Source organism: Leclercia sp. 119287, assembly GCF_009734485.1.
Taxonomy (GTDB): domain Bacteria; phylum Pseudomonadota; class Gammaproteobacteria; order Enterobacterales; family Enterobacteriaceae; genus Enterobacter; species Enterobacter adecarboxylatus_C.
In genome coordinates this window covers 3,514,708-3,536,224 of record NZ_CP046445.1, presented here as the reverse complement: position 1 = coordinate 3,536,224, position 21,517 = coordinate 3,514,708, and the positions used below count along the sequence as shown (strand labels likewise).

The following is a 21,517-nucleotide window of genomic DNA, read 5'->3' as shown; positions in this document are numbered from 1 at the left end:
TGCTCTGCCGAAAAACCCGCGCCTGTCGCGGGTTTTTTTATGCCTGAAAGGGACGAATAATTATTGATGTGATGTCAATCACTATTCATGTTTATCCAACATAAAATCTAAGAAATAAGACGATTGTCGAACTTTCATCTTTTGGTGGTGGGGTGGGGGCTGGACAAAAGTTGCCTCAGGTTATCAAATGGTTAAATAATATTTCGCCGGATGTAAAAAAGCCGCCCGATTGCTAACCGGGCGGCGGGCTTCCGGTGTTTACAAGTAAGACGACACATCATCTCGGGAGAATTATGCAATCCTCTGTTAATAAAAACGAAAGCCGAACTTTCTTCGGTCATCCTTATCCACTCGGCGCGCTGTTCTTCACGGAGATGTGGGAGCGCTTCTCGTTTTACGGTATTCGTCCACTCCTGATCCTGTTTATGGCGGCCACGGTGTATGACGGCGGCATGGGGCTAGCGCGTGAAAATGCCTCCTCTATTGTCGGTATCTTCGCCGGAACTATGTATCTGGCGGCGCTGCCGGGTGGCTGGCTGGCGGATAACTGGCTCGGCCAGCAGAAAGCGGTCTGGTACGGTTCGATTCTGATTGCACTGGGCCACCTGTCAATTGCGCTGTCGGCGGTGATGGGTAACAACCTGTTCTTTATCGGTCTGATGTTTATCGTCCTGGGCTCGGGCCTGTTCAAAACTTGTATCTCGGTGATGGTGGGCACGCTGTATAAGAAAGGCGATGCGCGTCGCGACGGCGGCTTCTCGCTGTTCTATATGGGCATCAACATGGGGTCCTTTATCGCGCCGCTGATCTCCGGCTGGCTGATTAAATCCCACGGCTGGCACTGGGGCTTTGGTATCGGCGGTATCGGGATGCTGGTGGCGCTGGTCATCTTCCGCCTGTTTGCCGTGCCGTCGATGAAGCGCTATGACAGCGAAGTGGGGCTGGATTCCACCTGGAACAGCCCGGTCGCGAAGAAAAACGGCGTCGGCGGCTGGTTACTGGCGCTGGCGGCGGGTATTGCCATTATCGTTACCCTGATCGCGCAGGGCGTGATTGTCATTAACCCGGTCGCGGTGGCCAGCGTGCTGGTATACGTGATTGCCGCCTCGGTGGCGCTCTACTTCATCTGGCTGTTTATGTTTGCCGGCCTGAACCGCAAAGAGCGCGCCAGACTGCTGGTCTGCTTTATCCTGCTGGTGTCTGCGGCCTTCTTCTGGTCTGCATTTGAACAAAAGCCAACCTCGTTCAACCTGTTTGCCAACGATTACACCAACCGCATGATCGGTGATTTTGAAATTCCGGCGGTATGGTTCCAGTCAATTAACGCCCTGTTTATTATCCTGCTGGCACCGGTCTTTAGCTGGGCCTGGCCGAAGCTGGCGAGCAACAACATTCGCCCGAGCAGCATCACCAAGTTCGTGATCGGCATTCTGTGTGCGGCAGGGGGCTTTGGCCTGATGATGCTGGCGGCGCAGAATGTCCTGAGTAACGGCGGGGCGGGCGTGTCGCCGTTCTGGCTGGTGGGCAGTATCCTGATGCTGACCCTCGGCGAACTGTGCCTGAGCCCGATTGGTCTGGCGACCATGACGCTGCTGGCCCCGGAAAGAATGCGCGGCCAGATGATGGGCCTGTGGTTCTGCGCCAGTGCCCTCGGCAACCTGGCGGCGGGTCTGATTGGCGGTCATGTGAAGGCCGATCAGCTGGATATGCTGCCGGATCTCTTCGCACGCTGCTCCATCGCGCTGCTGATTTGTGCCGCCGTTCTGACGGTGCTCATTGTTCCGGTGCGTCGTATGCTGGAAAATACGCAGACGAAAAACGAGCCGAAACCGGTAACCAACGCCTGATATCAGCCTGAGCTGGCCGGAGCGTGCGTTACGCTCCGGCCTTGCCAAAACAGAGGTGATATATGCAGATTGGGTTTGTTGGACTTGGCGCGGTGGTTGAAACCGCCTACTTACCCGCACTACAAAACACCTTCGGCGCTTCTCTCCGCTGTCTGGGCTTTGATATCCAGGCGACAAGAACACTGGATGGAATCACCCGCTGCTCAACGCTTGCCGATCTCCTCGCCCAACCCCTCGATACGCTGTTTATCACCACCGCATCGCTGCAGCACCTTGAGGTGCTTGAGCTGGCGCTGGCGTCCTCCATCCCGCGCATTGTGGTTGAAAAGCCGATTGTCGCCACCCTTGCCCAAATCGCCAGGCTGAAAACGCTGCTGGCGAGACCGGAGGCGGCCGCCCGGGTGCTGGCGCTCGATCACTGGATGGCACGCATTAACCTGGTATCGCTGGGGTTGGTCGGGGCCTTTTCGGATATCGTCCGCATTGAGGGCTTTTTACAGGAGCCGAGCGGGTTTAACGCGGCGGGGGAGCCCATCGCGCTCAACTTTGCCACCGGGGAACCAGATACCCGAACGCTGCGTCATCCTGACGGGGTGATCCTGGATATCGGCACGCACGTGCTGGCGATGATGCGCGAAACGGTGCGCTACCTGGGAGACAATGGCGATATTGCCTTGCAGGTTGTAACGGCTAAAGACCGTCTGGGGCGCGATATCGCCAAAGGCGATCTGACCACGGCGGAAGGCGAGGCGCATCTTCAGGGGCAGATCGGCGGTGTGCCGGTGAATATCTGGCTCAACAAATATGCCGGGCCGTCCGGGGGGCAAAAAGGGCTGCGGCTGCATCTGCGGGACGGTCGCGTCATCAGCCACGACCGGCGTGGGGCAGAGGATGTGCTTGACCTGATCGATGGCGATAAAATTCAGTCCTGGCGTTTTGGCGGCACGATCTACGAACGCTGTCTGGCGGAGCATATTCTGGGGGAGCAAAGCCTGTTTACACGCGATCCGGACGAGGTGAGCCGCACGACGCAGCGCAGACTGGAAGAGGTGGAGATCCTGCTGACGTTACAGCAACAGCTACGTGGCCCCCACTAAACGCATCGTGTTAATATCAGGGCAGAACTGAATGTCCTTTGAAGGAGTCATCATGTCGATTACCTGCCCGGATTGCCATGCGGAGATTGAACCGCAAAACGGTGTGGCGCACTGCGAGAATTGCCACAAAGATATCGCCCTGGAAGCGCGCTGCCCGGAATGCCATCAGCCACTCCAGGTGTTAAAAGCCTGCGGTGCGGTGGACTATTTCTGTCAGAACGGCCACGGTCTGATCTCGAAAAAGCGCGTGGAGTTCGTCAGGACTGACGCTTAATCGCATACGCAGCCTTCGCCTTTTTGCCAGAGCTCGACCAGCGACTCTGGCGCTTCCTGCTCGGGAACCAGCACAATGATGTCGGTGTATTGCGCCTGATTGTGCCGGGTCCAGATTATCTGGATGCGAAAATAGCGCTGGTCGCCGCCGCCGGGTGACGACCGCTGGCCGGGCGGCTCTCCCCGCGGAATAGCCTGCTCCAGTATATTTACCACGCGCTGGCGCTGGGCGCTGTTAAGCGTCGAGAGCGCAATTCGCCGCAATCCGCTGAGATGGGGAATATAGGCCACACCGCCTTCACGCGCCAGCTCGACCACCGCGTCATCCGTCAGTTCCGGAACCTGCATTTACAACACTCCCACCTGTTTCCAGGCTTGCTCAATGGCTGCGGCGACGTCACCACCCGATCGCTTTTCACCGTGCGCTACCGTCAGTTTCGCAAAGGCGTCAAAATCTGCATCTTGCGCCAGCTGTCGATCGCAAACCGTGTCATACCAGGCATAACCGGCTTTCTCCCAGGCATGGCCACCAATGGCCGTCGCGGCAAGATAAAACGCGCGATTAGGAATACCCGAATTAAGATGCACGCCGCCGTTATCTTCGCGCGTTTTGATAAAGTCTTTCATATGCCCGGGCTGCGGATCTTTGCCGAGCAGGGGATCGTCATAGGCAGTTCCGGGTTCTGACATCGATCGCAGCCCTTTGCCATTAATCCCCTTAGCCAGCAGCCCTTCACCAATCAGCCAGTCGGCTTTATCGGCCGTTTGCTTCAGGTGATACTGTTTCACCAGCGAGCCGAAAACGTCAGATAAAGACTCATTCAGCGCACCCGATTGTTCAAAGTAGATAAGCCCGGCTTCGGTTTCGGTCACCCCATGGCTAAGTTCATGTGCCACAACGTCAATGGCAATAGTGAAGCGGTTAAATATCTCGCCATCACCATCGCCAAATACCATCTGCTGACCATTCCAGAAAGCGTTCTGATATTCCCGCCCATAATGAACGGTGCCCGTCAGTATCAGCCCTTTATTATCCAGCGAGTCGCGATGATAATTTTTCCAGAAAAAATCATGGGTGATACCTAAATAATCATAGGCTTCATCAACAGCAATATCCCTGTTTGACGCCTGTCCCTCATAACGCACCTGGGTGCCCGGCAGTTCCTGGGTCTGTTTTGCATCATAAATATCGCGCTCCAGCTGCCCGGCTTTATTAACGTGCGGCGCAGCGGGTTTACCTGGCATATGTGCCATAAGCGTCTGTACATGCGTCAGCGTCTGGCGGGCGCAACGCTGCTGCGGCTCAGAGCCACTCTCAATAATACGACGAAGAATATAGGGCGGGATCACGCTAAAGGTTCGGGTCATGCGTCTCTCCTGTTATGGCAATGCCGAAAAAAGAAACACTTTGAGTGTAAATGATGAAGGCGGGAGCGGGGAGAAGTCAGAGTATTCGTACCGGTAAAAAGTGGCACAACGCCTGCTCAGCGTTTAGGTTTTTACTGCGGGTAAAAAGAGGGGCGTAATGAACAGACCGATTGCACTGGGTATAACCGGATTCTCATTAATCGCGGTGACTTACGGCATGGCGAGATTTTCCTGGGGGCTGATGCTGCCCGATATTCGTCAGGCCATCCCTTTCTCGCCCCAGGTTGCCGGGGGGATTGCAGCCTGTAGCTATGCGGCTTATTGCCTGTCAGTCCTCTTTGCCTCTTTCCTCACTTACCGTTTCGGCTCCCGCGTACCGGCTTTGCTGGCAGCCGTCACGGCAGCAAGCGGCCTGTTTATTCTGGCATTCTCGTCGTTGCCGCTCACCCTTGCGACAGGATTATTTATTGCCGGATTAAGTTCGGGACTGGCCTCACCCGCGCTTGCCGGAGCCGTAGATGACACCATTGCGCCAGATCGCCAGACCCTGGTGAATACCGTCATTAATGCCGGAACAAGCGCCGGGATCATCCTCTCGGTGCCGGTTCTGTTTTTTATGCCGGGCGGCTGGCGTGCGGCCTGTATCGTCTTTGCCCTCCTGGCACTGCTCTGCCTGTATCGTCTTTGCCCTCCTGGCACTGCTCTGCCTGCTGGCAGCGTGGCGTTATCTGCCGGGTCGGGCTACGCGCAAGCGTGAACGAACACCCTCCTGGCGCGATTTGCTTCGCAAGCCGGGTATGTGCCGTCTGTTAATGATTACTTTCGTGAGCGGCATTGCCAGCGCCGCCTGGTGGAGTTTTGGCCCGGAGTTGCTTACGAGCCATACCGGGCTTGATAGCGCCGTGACGCGGGTTCTGTGGCTGGTGAGCGGCGGGGCAGGGATCGTCGCCGTGTTTACCGGAAGTGCGGCAAAACGTATCGGGATGCGCGGCGTTTATCGAGTTTCGCAGATTTTCATGGCCGCCTCGCTGCTGGCCCTTGCGCTAACAGAAGGGTTTGCCTGGTGGCTGGTCCCGGTGGTGGCGATGAGCGGGGCGGGATACGTGATTTTGTCCGGCGTACTGCTGGTGCAGGGCGCGGTTATTACCCATCCGTCACCTGCTGTGGGTGTCAGTATGGCTTTTCTGATGCTGGCAGCCGGACAGGTTATCGGCTCCGTAGCGTTTGGCCTGTTACTGGGAATGGCAGGCGCAGCGGTAGCGCTGGTCATTTTTTCCGGGCTGTCCTGGGGGCTGCTTGCCGTCGCGCCTGACGGCAAACCATGATCACGCTTTTTTGCGGGCGCGGGTTTTCTTCACTGGCGTCACGCCTTTCACTTCGCTTTCCACCCAGCCGTCTGACAACCGGGTGGTGAGCACATCCCCGGCTTTGACCTGTTTGGTCTGCTTCAGCACTTTGCCATCGTTCGCGGTGGTCACGCTGTAACCGCGAGCCAGCGTCGAGAGCGGACTGACGGCTTCCAGATGGGTGACCGCCTTACCGAAGCGCTCGCGGGTGCTGCTCAGTTGCGCGCGCAGGTTTTCCGCGAGGCGATACTCCAGCTGCTGAATACGCGTTTGCGCGCGCCAGATGCGCGGCTGCGGGTTGTGCTGGTTCAGGCGCTGAGTGGTGCGCTGCTGGCGCTGCACCGCCCGTTTAAGCTGACTGTCCACCGCGAGGTTCATCCGCTGGCGCAGACGTTCCAGCACGGTTTGCTGACGGGCCAGACGCAGCTGCGGGTGCTGCTGCTGCAGGCGATGATGCAGCTGGGTAAAACGACGGGTGCGGTTGGCGAGGAAATAGTCCATCGCCATCTCGAGGCGCTGCTGGCCGTTTTGCATCTGGCGCAGCAGCTCGAGCTGGTTACGGCTCACCACTTCTGCCGCGGCAGACGGCGTCGGCGCCCGCAGGTCGGCGACAAAATCCGCAATGGTGACGTCGGTTTCGTGCCCGACGGCGCTAACCACCGGGATCTGGCTGGCAAAAATTGCCCGCGCCACGCGTTCGTCGTTAAAGCTCCAGAGATCTTCCAGCGAACCGCCTCCGCGCCCGACGATCAGCACATCACACTCCTGACGGGCGTTGGCAAGCTGAATGGCGCGGACAATCTGCCCGGGCGCATCGTCACCCTGCACCGCGGTCGGGTAGATAATGACCGGCAGGGAAGGGTCGCGGCGTTTCAGGACGTGCAGAATGTCATGCAGCGCGGCGCCGGTTTTCGAGGTAATCACCCCTACGCAGTGGGCAGGGGAGGGGAGCGGCTGTTTATATTGCTGATCGAACAGCCCTTCCGCCGAAAGCGTGGCTTTCAACTGCTCATATTTCTGCTGGAGAAGCCCTTCACCCGCTGGCTGCATGCTCTCAACGATAATCTGATAATCACCGCGCGGCTCGTACAGGGTGATACTGGCGCGAACCAGCACCTGCTGCCCGTGCTGCGGCCGGAAGGTCACCCGACGGTTGCTGTTGCGGAACATCGCGCAGCGCACCTGAGCGGTATTGTCCTTCAGGGTGAAGTACCAGTGACCGGATGCCGGCTGGGTGAAATTGGAGATCTCTCCGCTAATCCACACCTGGCCAATTTCCTGCTCAAGCAGCAAACGGACCGTCTGATTCAGGCGGCTAACGGTATAAATTGAGGGGGATTGAGAGGATAACATGTGAGCGGGATCAAATTCTAAATCAGCAAGTTATTCAGTCGATAGTAACCTGATAAGAGGCAATCGCAAGCATTTTTTATAAAAAAGTGTAGATGCAATCGGTTACGCTCTGTATAATGCCACGGCAATATTTAACCACCCAGGTCAGAGATATTGCCCATGCTACGTATCGCTAAAGAAGCACTGACGTTTGACGACGTCCTCCTCGTTCCCGCTCATTCCACCGTTCTGCCGAATACTGCCGACCTCAGCACGCAGTTGACCAAAACCATTCGCCTGAACATTCCTATGCTCTCCGCGGCAATGGACACCGTGACTGAAGCGCGCCTGGCTATCGCCCTGGCTCAGGAAGGCGGCATTGGCTTTATTCATAAAAACATGTCTATCGAGCGTCAGGCGGAAGAAGTTCGCCGCGTGAAGAAACATGAATCTGGCATCGTTACCGATCCACAGAGCGTTCTGCCAACCACCACCCTGCACGAAGTGAAAGCGCTGACCGAGCGTAACGGCTTTGCAGGCTACCCGGTTGTGACCTCCGATAACGAACTGGTGGGTATCATCACCGGTCGTGACGTGCGTTTCGTCACCGACCTGAACCAGCCGGTCAGCGTCTACATGACCCCGAAAGAGCGTCTGGTTACCGTGCGTGAAGGCGAGTCCCGCGACGTGGTCTTCGCAAAAATGCACGAAAAACGCGTTGAAAAAGCGCTGGTTGTAGACGACAGCTTCCACCTGCTCGGCATGATCACCGTTAAAGACTTCCAGAAAGCAGAACGTAAACCGAACGCCTGTAAAGACGAGCATGGCCGTCTGCGCGTCGGTGCTGCGGTTGGCGCGGGCGCAGGCAACGAAGAGCGCGTTGATGCGCTGGTTGCTGCCGGCGTTGACGTGCTGCTGATCGACTCCTCTCACGGCCACTCCGAAGGCGTGCTGCAGCGTATTCGCGAAACCCGTGCAAAATATCCTGATCTGCAAATTATTGGTGGCAACGTGGCCACCGGCGCAGGCGCTCGTGCCCTGGCTGAAGCGGGTTGCAGCGCGGTGAAAGTGGGCATTGGCCCAGGCTCCATCTGTACCACCCGTATCGTCACTGGCGTGGGTGTTCCGCAGATCACCGCGGTATCCGACGCGGTAGAAGCGCTGGAAGGTACCGGTATTCCGGTTATCGCTGACGGCGGTATCCGCTTCTCCGGCGACATCGCCAAAGCCATCGCGGCCGGTGCGGCAGCGGTCATGGTTGGCTCCATGCTGGCCGGTACCGAAGAGTCCCCGGGTGAAATCGAACTGTTCCAGGGCCGTTCTTATAAATCTTACCGCGGCATGGGTTCTCTGGGCGCGATGTCCAAAGGCTCCTCCGACCGTTACTTCCAGACCGATAACGCTGCCGACAAACTGGTGCCGGAAGGTATCGAAGGTCGCGTGGCCTATAAAGGCTACCTGAAAGAGATCATTCACCAGCAGATGGGCGGCCTGCGCTCCTGTATGGGTCTGACCGGCTGTGGTACCATTGACCTGCTGCGTACTAAAGCGGAATTCGTGCGTATCAGCGGTGCAGGTATCCAGGAAAGCCACGTTCACGACGTGACGATCACCAAAGAGTCTCCGAACTACCGTATGGGCTCCTGATTAATTTCCGCGCCCGGCTTTGAGCCGGGCGCTCTGTTTTTGTTTCACTTGCCTCGGAATTAGCGTCAATGACGGAAAACATTCATAAACATCGCATTCTCATCCTCGATTTCGGTTCTCAATACACTCAGCTGGTGGCGCGTCGCGTGCGTGAGCTGGGCGTTTACTGCGAACTGTGGGCGTGGGATGTTACGGAAGCTCAGATTCGCGAGTTCAACCCAAGCGGTATCATCCTTTCCGGTGGTCCGGAAAGCACCACCGAAGATAACAGCCCGCGTGCACCGCAGTACGTGTTCGAAGCCGGCGTGCCGGTGTTCGGCGTCTGCTACGGCATGCAGACCATGGCGATGCAGCTGGGTGGTCACGTTGAAGGTTCTAACGAGCGTGAATTCGGCTACGCGCAGGTTGAAGTGCAGACCGACAGCGCCCTGATCCGCGGTATCGAAGACTCCCTGACCGCCGACGGCAAAGCGCTGCTCGACGTGTGGATGAGCCATGGCGACAAAGTCACCGCTATCCCGTCCGACTTCGTGACCGTTGCCAGCACCGAGAGCTGCCCGTTCGCCATCATGGCTAACGAAGAAAAACGCTTCTACGGCGTGCAGTTCCACCCGGAAGTGACCCACACCCGTCAGGGCCTGCGCATGCTGGAGCGTTTTGTCATCGACATCTGCCAGTGTGAAGCCCTGTGGACGCCAGCAAAAATCATCGACGATGCGGTTGAGCGTATTCGCCAGCAGGTCGGTGATGACAAAGTGATCCTCGGCCTGTCCGGCGGCGTGGACTCCTCCGTGACCGCAATGCTGCTGCACCGTGCCATCGGCAAAAACCTCACCTGTGTCTTCGTGGACAACGGTCTGCTGCGTCTGAACGAAGCCCAGCAGGTTATGGACATGTTCGGTGACCACTTCGGTCTGAACATTGTTCACGTGGAAGGCGAGAAGCGCTTCCTGGACGCGCTGGAAGGCGAAAACGATCCAGAAGCAAAACGTAAAATCATCGGCCGCGTGTTCGTGGAAGTGTTCGACGAAGAAGCCCTGAAGCTGGAAGACGTGAAGTGGCTGGCACAGGGCACCATCTACCCTGACGTGATCGAGTCCGCGGCTTCTGCCACCGGTAAAGCACACGTCATCAAATCTCACCACAACGTGGGCGGCCTGCCGAAAGAGATGAAGATGGGTCTCGTTGAACCGCTGCGTGAGCTGTTCAAAGACGAAGTGCGTAAGATCGGTCTGGAGCTGGGTCTGCCGTACGATATGCTCTACCGTCACCCGTTCCCGGGTCCGGGTCTGGGCGTGCGCGTGCTGGGCGAAGTGAAGAAAGAGTACTGCGACCTGCTGCGTCGTGCCGATGCGATCTTCATCGAAGAGCTGCACAAAGCGGATCTGTACAACAAAGTGAGCCAGGCGTTCACCGTCTTCCTGCCGGTTCGCTCTGTCGGCGTAATGGGCGATGGCCGTAAGTACGACTGGGTTGTCTCCCTGCGTGCGGTTGAGACCATCGACTTTATGACTGCCCACTGGGCACACCTGCCGTATGACTTCTTAGGCCGCGTGTCTAACCGCATCATCAACGAAGTTAACGGTATTTCTCGCGTGGTGTATGACATCAGCGGGAAGCCACCGGCTACGATTGAGTGGGAATAATCCCCACCCGTTAATCGTTCTCTATTCAAGCCCGCATCCTGCGGGCTTTTTATTGCCTGTTTCATTTCACCGCTTGCTCAATCACCCGGGCAATCTCCTCCGGCTGGCTCACCATCGACACATGGCTTGCCGCTACCTCCGTTGTTTTGGCATTAATCGCCTTCGCCATCGCACGCTCAAGATCCGGGTTGATCATCCGGTCATTCTTGCTGACCACATACCAGCTTGGCTTATCGTGCCAGGCCGCATGGGTGATCTTTTCCGCAAAGGCGTCGGCGCGGATCGGGCCCTGAGTGACGGTCAGCGTGCTTTGCTCACCTGCCTTAATATCTGGTGCAAAATCCTGGCGTACCGATTTGGATGGCAAATAGAGAAAACCGTCTGCGGTTTTGGCGATACCTGCGCTGCCCGGCGGGGCAGGGTAGCTCCCCGCCAGATCCCCTGTCGACTGGCCCGAGTCCGGGGCAAACGCCGCCACGTAAACCAGCGATTTTACCCGCGCATCGTTGCCTGCTTCGCTAATCACCGTCCCGCCCCAGGAGTGGCCCACCAGCACCACATCCCCGTGAGCCCGGGCGATGGCGCGCTGAGTCGCGGCGACATCCTCTTTTAACGAGGTGAGCGGCAGCTGAACGGCAATAACCTCGGTATGCTGGCGTTGCAGTTTGTCGATCACCCGTTTCCAGCTGCTGCCGTCGGCAAAAGCGCCGTGCACCAGTACCACGGTTTTACTGTTCGCCAGCGCCGTGCCGCTGGCGGCGGCCAGCAGCAGGCCCGCCGCTAAGGTATGGATAGACAGTTTTTTCATGGTATGCCTCAACGATAAATATCCGCAGTGCCTGACAGGGTGTTATTTCCCCCGGCGGAGGTAATGCGAAACGCGCTGGCTCCCGCTTCGGCGGCTTTGGCCTGCAGTTTCGCCTCCAGATCCGCGAGCGACGTTGCGCCGCTGCTGTCGGAAACGGTGCCAATCTTTTGCTCTCCCTGAGGATGATCAATCTCCTGGGCGGCGAAAGCGGAAGAGGCCATTGCAGCAGTAAAGGTCAGTACAGCAATCAGTAATGTTTTCATGGTTTAAATCCTTAAAAATAAGTGAGTGGACGCGTTCAGTGCATAACCGCAGCATGTGGCGGCACGGTGAATTCGATGGTTTTACGGTCAACAGGTTTATGGGTTGGGTCGGCGAGAATAAGAGTCACTTTGTGAGGGCCTGCGGGCAGCCCCACCAGAATGACCGGCTCGCCGCTTGCATCGGCCCAGTGCCAGGGATTGTCATCCACGATGACGTGGATATGGCCGATGCGCGGCGTTACTTTGAGCGCCTCGGGCCCGAATACGGGTTCAATGCTCATGTTCTCGGTGCGGTATTGAATAAAGACTGCGCCTTTACTCAGCGGGCCCGCCAGCGGCGGATCCACAATCAGCCTGGCCGGGGGCTGAGGCTGATCGAGCGGTGCAACGGCGGCCGGGCCGTTAACATCTGCGGCACTGAGCCCGCTTAACGGTGCGGCCCAGGTGCAGCCAGATGTCAGCGCGAACAGAGTGAGCAGTAAATGTCGACGCATCATTCGGGGATCTCCTCTTCAGGTCATCAATGGCGACAGATACAGAAAACCATTTTTATGTATCGGGTCTGTTTGCTGCGGGTGGCTTTTTTGTATGGCTGCGTAAGCAGGGCGGCGTGGATACAGTGCGATACATTCCGCGCATGCACGGGGCTGTTTCTGCTGGCATGGTGTCTGCCTGGGCACCCGGGTGGGTGCTGAAGCCAACAGGGCGGACAAGCGACAGCCATTGAAGCCGACAGCGCAGACGCGAAGGCCATCCAGAGGGCGGTAGATAAAACATTGCAGCACTTTGGCAGGCTGGATGTCGCGGTGGTAAATGCGGGCGTGCTTCGGCTCGGGACTATTGAGCAATATTCGCTGGACGATCTGGATGCTACCTTGGCCGTCAACGTGCGCGGCGTCTTCCTTGCTATTCAGGCGGCGGTTAAGCCGATGGCTGAAGGGGGGCGCGTGATCACCATCGGCAGCAATACGGCGGTGCGTACCGGGCATGCAGGCAGCAGCGTTTATGCCATGAGTAAAGCGGCAGTCGCCTCGATGGTGCAAAACCTCGCGCTGGACCTGGCGCCACGCCGCATCACCATTAACAACATTCAGCCAGGACCTATCGCCACCGATATGACTGCCGGAATGGCGGAGCAGATCGTCGGTAGCATTCCGCTGCAGCGGATGGGCGAGCCGGATGAGATCGCCTCGCTGGCGGCATGGCTTGCCGGTGAATCATCTGGCTATATGACGGGTTCAAGCCTGACCATTGACGGCGGATTCGTACTTTAGTCGCTAAGGGCAGGGATGCCCTGACTGTGATGCGAAGCCTGACCCTTCACGATAGCCACCGCCAGCCCGGCAATCACCAGCGTCAGCCCCCACGACAGCCCCATCGCGCCGAACGTCCCAAACGCCCGGTTTAACCATGCATAGGCCAGCGGGGAGGCCGCCGCCATCAGCTGGGCCGGGATCAGCAGTACCCCGGTGCGCCTGGCGTACTCTTCAGGGGCAAACAGCTGCAAGGGCAGGGTGGCTTTCACGATGGTCACCAGCCCGTTTATCGCCCCGTAGCCCAGCACAAAACCGGCGGCAGACCAGAGGAAGAGCGAACTGCTCAGCCCGAGCATAAAGCACACCGGCATGGCAAGGGCGGTGAGCAGCGTCAGGCGCAGCGGGGTGAGTCTCGCCCCGGCAACTACCTCCAGGAACCGCGCCCCGGTCTGCCCAATCCCCCATAGCATGCCGATGGTAACCGGCAGGCCGACGCTGGCGATAAATTCCGGCAGGTGCGTGGAGGTGCCGTTAGAGACAAAGGTGATCAGCGCAATAAAGGCGGCATACAGCCAGCCGTTGCGGCGATCCTGTCCACCGGCAGGCGGGTTGGGTTGCTTTACTGGCGGGAGGGTTTGATTGGGTAATGACAGGGTTAACGCGGCGCTCAGCAAGCCGAACAGAGCATAAACCAGCAGCGCGCTCCGCCAGGTCATAATCGTCAGCAACGCCTCTCCCAGCGGCCAGAACACCACCGAGGCCAGCCCGCCCGCCAGCGTCACGCGGGAAATGGTTCCCCGCGCCTGCTGGCCGTAGAGATTGACCAGCGCCGCGAACAGCGCGTCGTACAGCGACAGGCGCATGCCGATGCCGGTCACCATCCATGCGGCATACCAGACGACAAGCGATTGGGCATAAGCCATTACCACGCAGCTGGCGGAAATCAGCAGCGATCCGAGCATCACCACCCGTTGCCCACCCGCCCGCGCCAGCAGCTTAGCGACAAACGGCGAGAGGGCGGCCATCACCAGCATGGCCAGCGTCAGGCCCGAATAGATCGCGGGTGAAGACCAGCCGCTGTCCGCCGTGATTGCCCGGGCGAACGTGCCCGGCATATAAAAGGAGATCCCCCAGTTGATAAGCTGGTTACAGCCGGTAGTCAGGGGGAGCGCGCGGGGCATGGCCAGGTTTTTCATTATCATTCATTCCTTCAGACAGTTATCCTGAGCATATCCCGCGCATCAGGATGCTGGCAGGCCGGTGCGTTTATGGCTTCTATAAGAGAAACTTTGTGATGACGACGCTGAATCTGGGACAGGTGGCAACCTTTCGACTGGTCGTGCAGCGGGGCAGTTTTTCTGCGGCAGCGGACGTGCTTGGGCTTTCACAGCCCGCAGTAAGTTTGCAGATCCGCCAGCTGGAGCAGTTTCTGCAGGCGCGATTAATCGAGCGTACCGGACGGGGCGTCAAAGCCACGCCGGCCGGGCTGGCGTTGTTGACCCACGGCGAGCGGATAGAGCAGGCGGTAGACGAGACGATCCGGGCGGTGGCCGCGTTCAGCCATGAGGTGAGCGGAACGATCACTGTCGGGATGGGGGCTACGGCCTGTATCCATCTTTTGCCGCCGCTGTTGCAGCAGCTGCGTCAGGATCACCCCCTGCTGCGGGTCGGCGTCACCACCGGCAATACCCTGGAGATTGTTCGCGCCATAGAAGAGAACCGTCTTGACCTGGGACTGGTGACCTTACCCGCTGCGGGCTCGGCGCTGGCGATCGCGCCGGTGCTGGATGAAGAGTTTGTGTTTATTGCAGCAGAGGATCAGCAGGGGCTGTTTACTACGCTGACCGCCACTGCGCTACAGGCCCACCCCTTTATCGCCTTTGGTGCCGGGAGCAGCACCAGGGCGGTGATCGACGCCTGGTTCCAGGCCAGCGGTGTGGACGTTGAGCCGGTAATGCAGTCGGGCAGTATCGAAGCCATCAAACGTATGGTTCGCGTCGGGCTGGGGTACAGTATTATTCCCCGCATGGCGGTGGATTGTACGGAAGACAGGCAGGGGTTATGCGTGCGATCGCTTACGCCGGTTTTACAGCGCCAGCTGGCCATCGTTATGCGTCAGGATAAAGTGCTGAGTAAAGGCATCAGCGAAATTATTCGATTATTACAAACGGCGAAATAATTTAATTAGCCCATAAAAACAACAGGATTAATTAATTGTTGTGGAGGAACGTTCGACGTATTCGCCAGAGAGGCTGGATTGTTGCGCCTGCTTTTTTTCCTGGTGGTGATACCAGGCACCAATGGAGGAGTAAACGAAGCGGCCCACAAAAAAGAATAAGCTGATAAGGAGTATGATACGCGTCATCCGAGTGTTAAACCGATGTCGTTTTCGCATACGTGTAGCCTGACTCACTGTCGTTTTCCTGAAAATACCCTGCGGGCGATGTGCCATTAAGGCATACGGGGCAACAGGGGTCAATTATTCGGAATGTAAAATTCTGTCAACGATTAAGCCGCCAGATGTTATATATAATAATTAGTTTATTTACGCCATTGATAATTAGCACAAAAGTAGGGTTAAAAAATGTGAATATTCTTTTCTGGAATTAATCTGTTTGATTTAAGTCAAATCTTGCTCGCCATGGCTTACTAAAATCTTTGCTCCTTTCGTGCAAACGTTATTTCGTCTGCACGGCAACGTCGTCAGGTTGGATGCCTGTCAGAACTGCCCCTGGATGAGCGGGTTAACCATGGCATCTATGACTATTTTCTCGTTATACAAAAAATATAAAGACCGCTGGTGGGCGCTGCCGTTGATTTTGCCGGTCGTTCTGCTGCCCGTCGCGCGCCTTGCTACTACCTACACCCAGGTTCAGGGGAATATGGTGGTGCTCTATTACATGCCGCTGGCTTTTTTATTATCGCTGATGCTCTTTTACGGCATGGCGGCGGTGCCGGGCATTGTGCTTGCGCTCTTTGTTCGCTACTACCCTTCGGTGGGCGGTTACGAGACCGCCGTGGCGATTGGCCATTTTTTAATCCCGATAACCCTCAGCTGGGGCGGATATCGGGTTTTTGCCCCTCGCCGCAATAAAGTCTCCTATGGTGACGCACGGTTAATGGCGCAACGGATGTTCTGGCAGATGTTCTGTCCAGCCACGATTTTCCTGCTGCTGTTCCAGTTTGCCATCTATCTTGGCGTCTATAAGACACGCTTTGACCTGGCGGGTATCAGCATCCCCGGGATCCGCTCGCTGATTAACTATCAGGGATTACTGGTCGGGTGCCTGACGGGCGTGCCGTTCTGCTACCTGATCATCCGTACCCTCCGCCATCCCCGCTATTTACGAAGCCTGCTGTCGCAGATTCGGTGCCAGATCGACCGTAAAGTGACGGCGTCGGAGGTGGCTATCTGGCTGGTAGCAACCAGCGCATTGCTGGCTTTGCTTCTGTGGCCCATCACCGAAAACAGCACCATCTTCAGCACTAACTACACGCTGTCGCTGTTGATGCCGGTGATGCTGTGGGGATCGATGCGCTTCGGCTATAAGCTGATGTCCCTGATCTGGACCCCGGTGCTGATTGTCTCAATTCACTTTTTTGACAGCTACATCCCCCGGGCGCAGGGCTATGACATTCAGCTCACCATCACCTCCTCCAGCTATCTGGTCTTTACCTTCGTGGTGGTTTACATGTCGATGCTGGCGACGCGTCAGCGGGCAATCAATATTCGCGCCAGACGACTGGCATTTCTCGATCCGGTGGTGCATATCCCCAACCTGCGGGCGCTCAACCGCGCCCTGGGGAAAAAACACTGGTCGGTGCTCTGTTTCCTGCGTATCCCGGAGCTGGAAGTGCTGGGGCGTAACTACGGCGTCTTGCTGCGTATCCAGTACAAACAGAAACTGGCCGCGTGGATTAACGGCTATTTGCAGCCGGATGAGTGCGTGTATCAGCTGTCCGGGCACGATCTGGTGCTGCGTCTGAATACCGAGTCGCATCAGTCCCGGATTGACGAGCTGGATTTGCATATCAAGCGCTTTCGCTTCCTCTGGGACGGGATGCCGCTCCAGCCGCAGGTGGGGGTCAGCTATTGCTATGTGCGCTCACCGGTAGTGCATCTTTATCTGCTGCTGGGCGAGCTGAGTACCATCGCCGATCTCTCTCTGGCGACCAATCACCCGGAAAACCTGCAGCAGCGGGGCGCCATCAATCTGCAACGCGGCCTGAAAGACAAAGTCGCGATGATGAACCGCCTGCAGCGTGCGCTTGAAAAGGATGAATTTACTCTGCTGGCGCAGCCCGTGCAGGGGATCCGTGGCGATGACTATCACGAGGTACTGCTCCGGCTACAAAACGATGGCGCCGAGCTGATTTCGCCCGATGAATTTCTGCCCGTCGCGCAGGAGTTTGGCCTCTCCTCGCGTATTGATCTGCTGGTGCTGGAGAAGACGCTGCAGTTTATGGCCGACAACCGGGAGAGTCTGCCGGGACAGCGGTTTGCTATCAACCTGTCGCCCTCATCCGTTTGCCGTGCGCAGCTGCCGCTTGAGGTGAGCCACATGCTGCAAACCTATGCTATTGAGAGCTGGCAGCTGATATTCGAGATCACCGAGAGCAGCAGTTTTGGCAACGCCGGGCTGGCCATGCAGACCATGAACCATTTGCAGGAGATGGGATGCCGGGTCGCCATTGATGATTTTGGCACTGGCTATGCCAGTTACGCCCGTTTAAAAAGCGTGGATGCCGACATCCTTAAGATCGACGGCAGCTTTATTCGTAATATCGTCAGTAACAGCCTGGATTATCAGATAGTGGCCTCGATTTGCCATCTGGCGCGGATGAAGAAAATGCTGGTGGTGGCGGAATATGTCGAGAGCGAAGAGATTCGTTGCGCCGCAGAGGCGCTGGGGATTGATTATTTCCAGGGTTATTTAATCGGTAAACCCGTACCGCTGGACGCTTTACTGCCTCTTCAGGCGCTCACGAAGAGCGCCTGAAGAGGAGATTACGCGGCAACGTTTGGAGAGTGCTCTTCCTCAATTTTCAGGCACCAGCCGGTGACGGCACTCCAGTACTGCTGCTCTCTTTCCAGATCCAGCAGCACCAGCGCGTTCTGGCTAAACCAGTCGTGCGGGAAGCTCAGCGTCCAGTGGTTATCGTCCGTGGTGAGCGTCAGCGTTGGCGGCGTGGTTGTCGCCTGACGCTGGTTGTTAAGCAGCACCCCCAGACGTAACAGCTGGATCAGCGGCAGGAACTGTTTTTTCTTGAACAGCGTAAAGCGCGGCAACTCGTCCAGCTTAACGGCTTTGCGATGATAGCGTACCAGCGAAGCCATCATGGTCTGCTGCTCCTGATTAAAGCCTGGCAGATCGCTGTTTTGCAGAATGTAGGCCGAATGGCGGTGCATCCCGCTGTGATTGATGTTCAGCCCGACTTCGTGCAGCATCGCCGCCCACTTCAGCAGGGCCGCCAGCTGCGGATGCGCCAGTTTGGGGTTCTGGGTTTCCCACTGCTCATACATATGGGTAGTGGTTTCCAGGACCCGCTTCGCCTGCTCGCGGTCGATGTTGTACTGATTCGCCAGGCTCTGCGCGGTACGGCTGCGAATATCCTGGTGGCGGAATCGGCCTTCCATCTCATACAGCACGCCTTCGCGCAGCGCACCGTCAGACAGGCGCAGCTCGCGAATGGCCAGCGCATCGAACACGCCGCACAGGATCGCCAGACCCGGAACAAACACCGCTTTGCGCTCGTCAGACAGGCCAGGCAGGCTCAGAGCTTCAAAGCTCTTATGCTTGATCACCTCTTCCATCAGCATCGACAGACGCTCCGGGGTGATAAAGCCATCTTTTTCGCCCATCTCCACCAGCACTTCATGTGCGGCTTTAATCGTACCCGAGGCGCCAAGCGCCACGTTCCAGCCCTGCAGTCGGTACTGCCAGGCGAGCGACTCCAGCTTCTGCACCGCGGCCATGCGCGCACGCTGGAAGTTTTCCCGGCTGATTGTTCCGCCCGGGAAGTAGATCTGGGCGAAACTGACGCAGCCCATCCGGCGGCTTTCGACCAGATGCGGCTCAAAGTTTTCGCCAATCACCAGTTCGGTAGAGCCACCGCCGATATCGATCACCAGCTTGCGGCCTTTTTCCGGCTGAGTATGTTCCACACCCATGAAGATCAGACGGGCTTCTTCATTTCCCGAAATGATCTCGATAGGGTAGGGGATCACCTGCTCCGCGCGCTTTAAAAAGTCCGTGGCGTTCGCCGCCTGGCGAAGGGTGTGGGTTCCGACAATGCAGACGCTCGACGGGGTGAAGCCCTGCAGGCGTTCGGCAAACAGCGACAGGCAGTTCAGCCCGCGCTCCATCGCCTCTTCGCTGAGCATGTTGTCGGCGCCCAGGCCGTCAGCCAGATGGACGCGCTGTTTCAGTCGACCGATGATCTGCATTGCGCCATCAACCTCACGGGCAATGACCATGTGGAAGCTGTTAGAACCAAGGTCGACCGCAGCAAACTCCTGCGGTCGTGGGGTCTTATCGTTTATCGGCATAGGTTAATCGGGTTGCTCGAGTGATTTGATATAGTCGTAAATCGCCAGCTGTGACCGCACCTTACGGCGATTGCCGCGCGGCACATAGCGGTTACTCAGTTCTTTATCGATATAGCGTGCTTTTACGGTATCGTTTAACAGTAAGTCAATAATATCAAGTACTTGTTGCTTAAGCCGCGGATCGAGCAGCGGCGTCGCTACCTCGATGCGATAGTCGATGTTGCGCGTCATCCAGTCGGCGGAAGAGAGGTAGACCTGTTTATCGCCACCGTTCTCAAAAATATAGGTGCGATCGTGCTCGAGGTAACGGTCCACGATGCTGATGACGCGAATATTTTCGCTGATACCCTCAAGCTCGGGGATCAGGGAGCACATGCCGCGGATCAGCAGATTGACCGGAACGCCTGAGCCGGAGGCGGCATACAGGCGATCCACCAGCCCTTTATCGACCAGGTTGTTGAGCTTCAGCGTAATGCCGGAAGGCAGGCCTTTCTGCGCATTAGCGATCTCACGGTCGATCATGTCATACAGCAGGCGACGGGAGTTCTGCGGCGACACCAGCAGATAGTCGAAGCTGACCGGACGGTACGGGTTCTCAATGAAGTTGAATACCCGGCGCACCTCGTTGGTGATGCGCGCATCGGCGGTGAGCAGCGAGTAGTCGGTGTAAATTCGCGCGGTCTTCTCGTTGAAGTTGCCGGTGCCGATATGGGCATAACGCACCACGTCATCACCCTCTTTACGGGAGATGAGGAACAGCTTGGCGTGGATCTTCAGCCCCGGGGCCGAGAAGATCACGTGTACGCCCGCCTCGGTCAGACGGCGGGCCCAGTGGATGTTCGCCTCTTCGTCGAAACGCGCCTGCAGCTCTACCACCACGGTCACTTTCTTGCCGTTATGGGCGGCATGGATCATCGCATCGATAATGCGGGAGTCTTTCGCCACGCGGTAGATGTTGATTTTGATCGCCAGCACGTTAGGGTCGAACGACGCCTGACGCATCAGCTCCAGCACGTGCTCAAAGGTGTGGTACGGATAGTAGAGCAGGACGTCGCGCTCGCGGATTGCGTCGAAGCCGTTGCGGAACTTATCGAACCAGATATGGCGCAGACGCGGCAGCGGCTTGTTCACCAGGTTGGCCTTGCCGACGTTCGGGAAGCCGATAAAGTCTTTGAAGTTGTGATAGCGACCGCCCGGCACGATGGAGTCGTAGCGGGAGATGGTCAGCTTTTCACGCAGCATCTCGACCATCGCGTCCGGCATATCGCGCTGATAGACAAAGCGCACCGGCTCGGCGGTCAGACGCTGCTTAAGGCTGGAGGACATCAGCTCCATCAGGCTGGCCTCCATCTCGTGCACCAGGTCGTACTCGGCGTCACGGGTCATCTTCATCGAATAGGCGTTCAGGGCATCGTAATCGAAGAAGCCCTTGAAGATGTCGTCCAGGCAGTAGCGCAGGATGTTATCCAGCAGGATCATCGGCTTGCGACGGCGCGGCGTTTCCGGCGGCAGGTTGACGAAGCGCGGCACCTTGTCGGACGGGATCTCCAGCAGCGCATAGCGAATGCTGTCGCCGCGGATAATCTCCACCGCCAGATAGGTGTAGTCGTCCTTCAGGAACTGCACCAGATCGGTTTCACGGTTAATCAGAATAGGGGTGATGTGCTGGCGCAGATACTGTTTGAAATAGTGGCGCAGCCAGCTCTGCTGGTTGACCGAGAGCTGTCGCTCGTTGATCAGGAAGATTTGGTTGCGCGCCATCTCCAGCAGCAGTTCGTTATACAGGCTGTCAAATTCCTGATCGGCTTTCAGGACCCGGGACTGGATCTTGCCCAGCAGATGACGCGAATTCGAGTTTAAACCCTGCTCTTCGCTAATGATGATTCGACGCTTCAGTTCAGCAAAGCGAACTTTATAGAACTCGTCCAGGTTATTGGAGTAAATCCCCAGAAAACGCATGCGCTCAATCAGCGGGTTACTTTTATCCGCCGCTTCCTGAAGCACGCGCTCGTTGAATGCTAACCAGCTTAGCTCTTTCTCGATGTATAACTTTTCCTGACCCATTACTACTCACACTCCAGTTC

The 21,517-nt window shown here is 57.3% G+C and carries 19 protein-coding genes and 1 pseudogene; 10 read left to right on the top strand and 10 right to left on the bottom strand.

Features of this window, described 5'->3' with window-relative positions; genetic code table 11:
• Positions 1-293 precede the first annotated feature (293 nt).
• From GNG27_RS17000 to GNG27_RS16990, 3 genes are all read left to right on the top strand, one after another.
• Positions 294-1,847: a peptide MFS transporter gene (locus GNG27_RS17000; protein ID WP_156264343.1), complete on the top strand. Its 1,554-nt coding sequence runs from the start codon at positions 294-296 to the stop codon at positions 1,845-1,847.
• 62 nt (positions 1,848-1,909) lie between these two features.
• Positions 1,910-2,944 (top strand): Gfo/Idh/MocA family oxidoreductase, encoded by a 1,035-nt coding sequence (locus tag GNG27_RS16995; RefSeq protein WP_156264342.1) that lies wholly within the window; start codon positions 1,910-1,912, stop codon positions 2,942-2,944.
• A gap of 52 nt (positions 2,945-2,996) precedes the next feature.
• On the top strand, positions 2,997-3,218 hold the full coding sequence (locus GNG27_RS16990) for a zinc ribbon domain-containing protein (protein ID WP_142486689.1): 222 nt from the start codon (positions 2,997-2,999) through the stop codon (positions 3,216-3,218).
• Here GNG27_RS16990 and GNG27_RS16985 read toward each other — a convergent pair.
• Complete coding sequence (locus GNG27_RS16985) at positions 3,215-3,565, bottom strand: protealysin inhibitor emfourin (protein ID WP_142486688.1); 351 nt, start codon at positions 3,563-3,565, stop codon at positions 3,215-3,217. The genes GNG27_RS16990 and GNG27_RS16985 overlap by 4 nt on opposite strands.
• Positions 3,566-4,585 carry a M4 family metallopeptidase gene (locus GNG27_RS16980; RefSeq protein ID WP_142486687.1) on the bottom strand — a complete coding sequence of 340 codons (1,020 nt, stop codon included), beginning with the start codon at positions 4,583-4,585 and terminating at the stop codon, positions 3,566-3,568. It lies immediately after the preceding gene.
• A 217-nt stretch (positions 4,586-4,802) separates the two neighbouring features.
• Here GNG27_RS16980 and GNG27_RS23755 point away from each other — a divergent pair, with 217 nt between their 5' ends.
• Entirely contained in the window at positions 4,803-5,342 is a 540-nt protein-coding gene (locus GNG27_RS23755; RefSeq protein ID WP_231600407.1) for an MFS transporter, read from the top strand.
• A gap of 55 nt (positions 5,343-5,397) precedes the next feature.
• Positions 5,398-5,910 (top strand): hypothetical protein, encoded by a 513-nt coding sequence (locus GNG27_RS23750; protein ID WP_231600406.1) that lies wholly within the window; start codon positions 5,398-5,400, stop codon positions 5,908-5,910.
• On the opposite strand, the gene xseA is transcribed toward GNG27_RS23750, so the two are convergent.
• Entirely contained in the window at positions 5,911-7,284 is a 1,374-nt protein-coding gene (gene xseA, locus GNG27_RS16970; RefSeq protein WP_142486685.1) for an exodeoxyribonuclease VII large subunit, read from the bottom strand. It lies immediately after the preceding gene.
• 159 nt (positions 7,285-7,443) lie between these two features.
• Here xseA and guaB point away from each other — a divergent pair, with 159 nt between their 5' ends.
• Together guaB and guaA are read left to right on the top strand one after the other, a co-directional pair.
• On the top strand, positions 7,444-8,910 hold the full coding sequence (gene guaB, locus GNG27_RS16965; protein WP_142486684.1) for an IMP dehydrogenase: 1,467 nt from the start codon (positions 7,444-7,446) through the stop codon (positions 8,908-8,910).
• A gap of 68 nt (positions 8,911-8,978) precedes the next feature.
• Positions 8,979-10,556 carry a glutamine-hydrolyzing GMP synthase gene (guaA, locus tag GNG27_RS16960; protein ID WP_142486683.1) on the top strand — a complete coding sequence of 526 codons (1,578 nt, stop codon included), beginning with the start codon at positions 8,979-8,981 and terminating at the stop codon, positions 10,554-10,556.
• Positions 10,557-10,617: 61 nt separating this feature from the next.
• Here guaA and GNG27_RS16955 read toward each other — a convergent pair whose 3' ends face one another.
• Genes GNG27_RS16955 through GNG27_RS16945 form a run of 3 tightly spaced genes read right to left on the bottom strand, consistent with a single transcriptional unit; the run spans position 10,618 to position 12,124 of the window.
• On the bottom strand, positions 10,618-11,364 hold the full coding sequence (locus GNG27_RS16955; protein ID WP_156264341.1) for an alpha/beta fold hydrolase: 747 nt from the start codon (positions 11,362-11,364) through the stop codon (positions 10,618-10,620).
• Positions 11,365-11,372: 8 nt separating this feature from the next.
• Positions 11,373-11,627, bottom strand: coding sequence for a DUF1471 domain-containing protein (locus tag GNG27_RS16950; protein ID WP_156264340.1), 255 nt, complete (start codon positions 11,625-11,627; stop codon positions 11,373-11,375).
• 35 nt (positions 11,628-11,662) lie between these two features.
• Complete coding sequence (locus tag GNG27_RS16945) at positions 11,663-12,124, bottom strand: DUF6130 family protein (RefSeq protein WP_156264339.1); 462 nt, start codon at positions 12,122-12,124, stop codon at positions 11,663-11,665.
• A gap of 213 nt (positions 12,125-12,337) precedes the next feature.
• On the opposite strand from GNG27_RS16945, the pseudogene GNG27_RS16940 reads away from it, so the two are divergent.
• A pseudogene (locus tag GNG27_RS16940) lies at positions 12,338-12,901 on the top strand (SDR family oxidoreductase); the annotation flags it as partial.
• Here the strand turns inward: GNG27_RS16940 and GNG27_RS16935 are convergent.
• Positions 12,898-14,079 (bottom strand): MFS transporter, encoded by a 1,182-nt coding sequence (locus GNG27_RS16935; RefSeq protein ID WP_156264337.1) that lies wholly within the window; start codon positions 14,077-14,079, stop codon positions 12,898-12,900. The pseudogene GNG27_RS16940 and the gene GNG27_RS16935 sit on opposite strands and share 4 nt — an antisense overlap.
• Positions 14,080-14,177: 98 nt before the next feature.
• Here GNG27_RS16935 and GNG27_RS16930 point away from each other — a divergent pair, with 98 nt between their 5' ends.
• Positions 14,178-15,062 (top strand): LysR family transcriptional regulator, encoded by an 885-nt coding sequence (locus GNG27_RS16930; RefSeq protein WP_156264336.1) that lies wholly within the window; start codon positions 14,178-14,180, stop codon positions 15,060-15,062.
• Between the two features lie 27 nt (positions 15,063-15,089).
• On the opposite strand, the gene GNG27_RS16925 is transcribed toward GNG27_RS16930, so the two are convergent.
• Entirely contained in the window at positions 15,090-15,296 is a 207-nt protein-coding gene (locus GNG27_RS16925; RefSeq protein ID WP_142486675.1) for a YfgG family protein, read from the bottom strand.
• Positions 15,297-15,642: 346 nt separating this feature from the next.
• Between GNG27_RS16925 and GNG27_RS16920 the strand changes: the two genes are divergently transcribed.
• Entirely contained in the window at positions 15,643-17,883 is a 2,241-nt protein-coding gene (locus GNG27_RS16920; RefSeq protein WP_156265167.1) for an EAL domain-containing protein, read from the top strand.
• 8 nt (positions 17,884-17,891) lie between these two features.
• On the opposite strand, the gene ppx is transcribed toward GNG27_RS16920, so the two are convergent.
• Together ppx and ppk1 are read right to left on the bottom strand one after the other, a co-directional pair.
• Positions 17,892-19,433, bottom strand: a complete 1,542-nt coding sequence (gene ppx, locus GNG27_RS16915) for an exopolyphosphatase (protein ID WP_156264335.1) — start codon at positions 19,431-19,433, stop codon at positions 17,892-17,894.
• Between the two features lie 3 nt (positions 19,434-19,436).
• Positions 19,437-21,497 (bottom strand): polyphosphate kinase 1, encoded by a 2,061-nt coding sequence (gene ppk1, locus GNG27_RS16910; protein WP_142486673.1) that lies wholly within the window; start codon positions 21,495-21,497, stop codon positions 19,437-19,439.
• Positions 21,498-21,517 lie beyond the last annotated feature (20 nt).

Bases quoted from the DNA above. Each gene is read 5' to 3' on its own strand.
- ppk1 (WP_142486673.1), bottom strand. From the start codon at position 21,497: ATGGGTCAGGAAAAGTTATACATCGAGAAAGAGCTAAGCTGGTTAGCA.
- GNG27_RS23750 (WP_231600406.1), top strand. From the start codon at position 5,398: ATGATTACTTTCGTGAGCGGCATTGCCAGCGCCGCCTGGTGGAGTTTT.
- GNG27_RS16995 (WP_156264342.1), top strand. From the start codon at position 1,910: ATGCAGATTGGGTTTGTTGGACTTGGCGCGGTGGTTGAAACCGCCTAC.
- GNG27_RS16985 (WP_142486688.1), bottom strand. From the start codon at position 3,565: ATGCAGGTTCCGGAACTGACGGATGACGCGGTGGTCGAGCTGGCGCGT.
- xseA (WP_142486685.1), bottom strand. From the start codon at position 7,284: ATGTTATCCTCTCAATCCCCCTCAATTTATACCGTTAGCCGCCTGAAT.
- guaA (WP_142486683.1), top strand. From the start codon at position 8,979: ATGACGGAAAACATTCATAAACATCGCATTCTCATCCTCGATTTCGGT.
- GNG27_RS16930 (WP_156264336.1), top strand. From the start codon at position 14,178: ATGACGACGCTGAATCTGGGACAGGTGGCAACCTTTCGACTGGTCGTG.
- GNG27_RS16990 (WP_142486689.1), top strand. From the start codon at position 2,997: ATGTCGATTACCTGCCCGGATTGCCATGCGGAGATTGAACCGCAAAAC.
- GNG27_RS16920 (WP_156265167.1), top strand. From the start codon at position 15,643: ATGACTATTTTCTCGTTATACAAAAAATATAAAGACCGCTGGTGGGCG.
- guaB (WP_142486684.1), top strand. From the start codon at position 7,444: ATGCTACGTATCGCTAAAGAAGCACTGACGTTTGACGACGTCCTCCTC.
- GNG27_RS16945 (WP_156264339.1), bottom strand. From the start codon at position 12,124: ATGATGCGTCGACATTTACTGCTCACTCTGTTCGCGCTGACATCTGGC.
- GNG27_RS23755 (WP_231600407.1), top strand. From the start codon at position 4,803: ATGGCGAGATTTTCCTGGGGGCTGATGCTGCCCGATATTCGTCAGGCC.
- GNG27_RS16935 (WP_156264337.1), bottom strand. From the start codon at position 14,079: ATGAAAAACCTGGCCATGCCCCGCGCGCTCCCCCTGACTACCGGCTGT.
- GNG27_RS16955 (WP_156264341.1), bottom strand. From the start codon at position 11,364: ATGAAAAAACTGTCTATCCATACCTTAGCGGCGGGCCTGCTGCTGGCC.
- ppx (WP_156264335.1), bottom strand. From the start codon at position 19,433: ATGCCGATAAACGATAAGACCCCACGACCGCAGGAGTTTGCTGCGGTC.
- GNG27_RS16980 (WP_142486687.1), bottom strand. From the start codon at position 4,585: ATGACCCGAACCTTTAGCGTGATCCCGCCCTATATTCTTCGTCGTATT.
- GNG27_RS16950 (WP_156264340.1), bottom strand. From the start codon at position 11,627: ATGAAAACATTACTGATTGCTGTACTGACCTTTACTGCTGCAATGGCC.
- GNG27_RS17000 (WP_156264343.1), top strand. From the start codon at position 294: ATGCAATCCTCTGTTAATAAAAACGAAAGCCGAACTTTCTTCGGTCAT.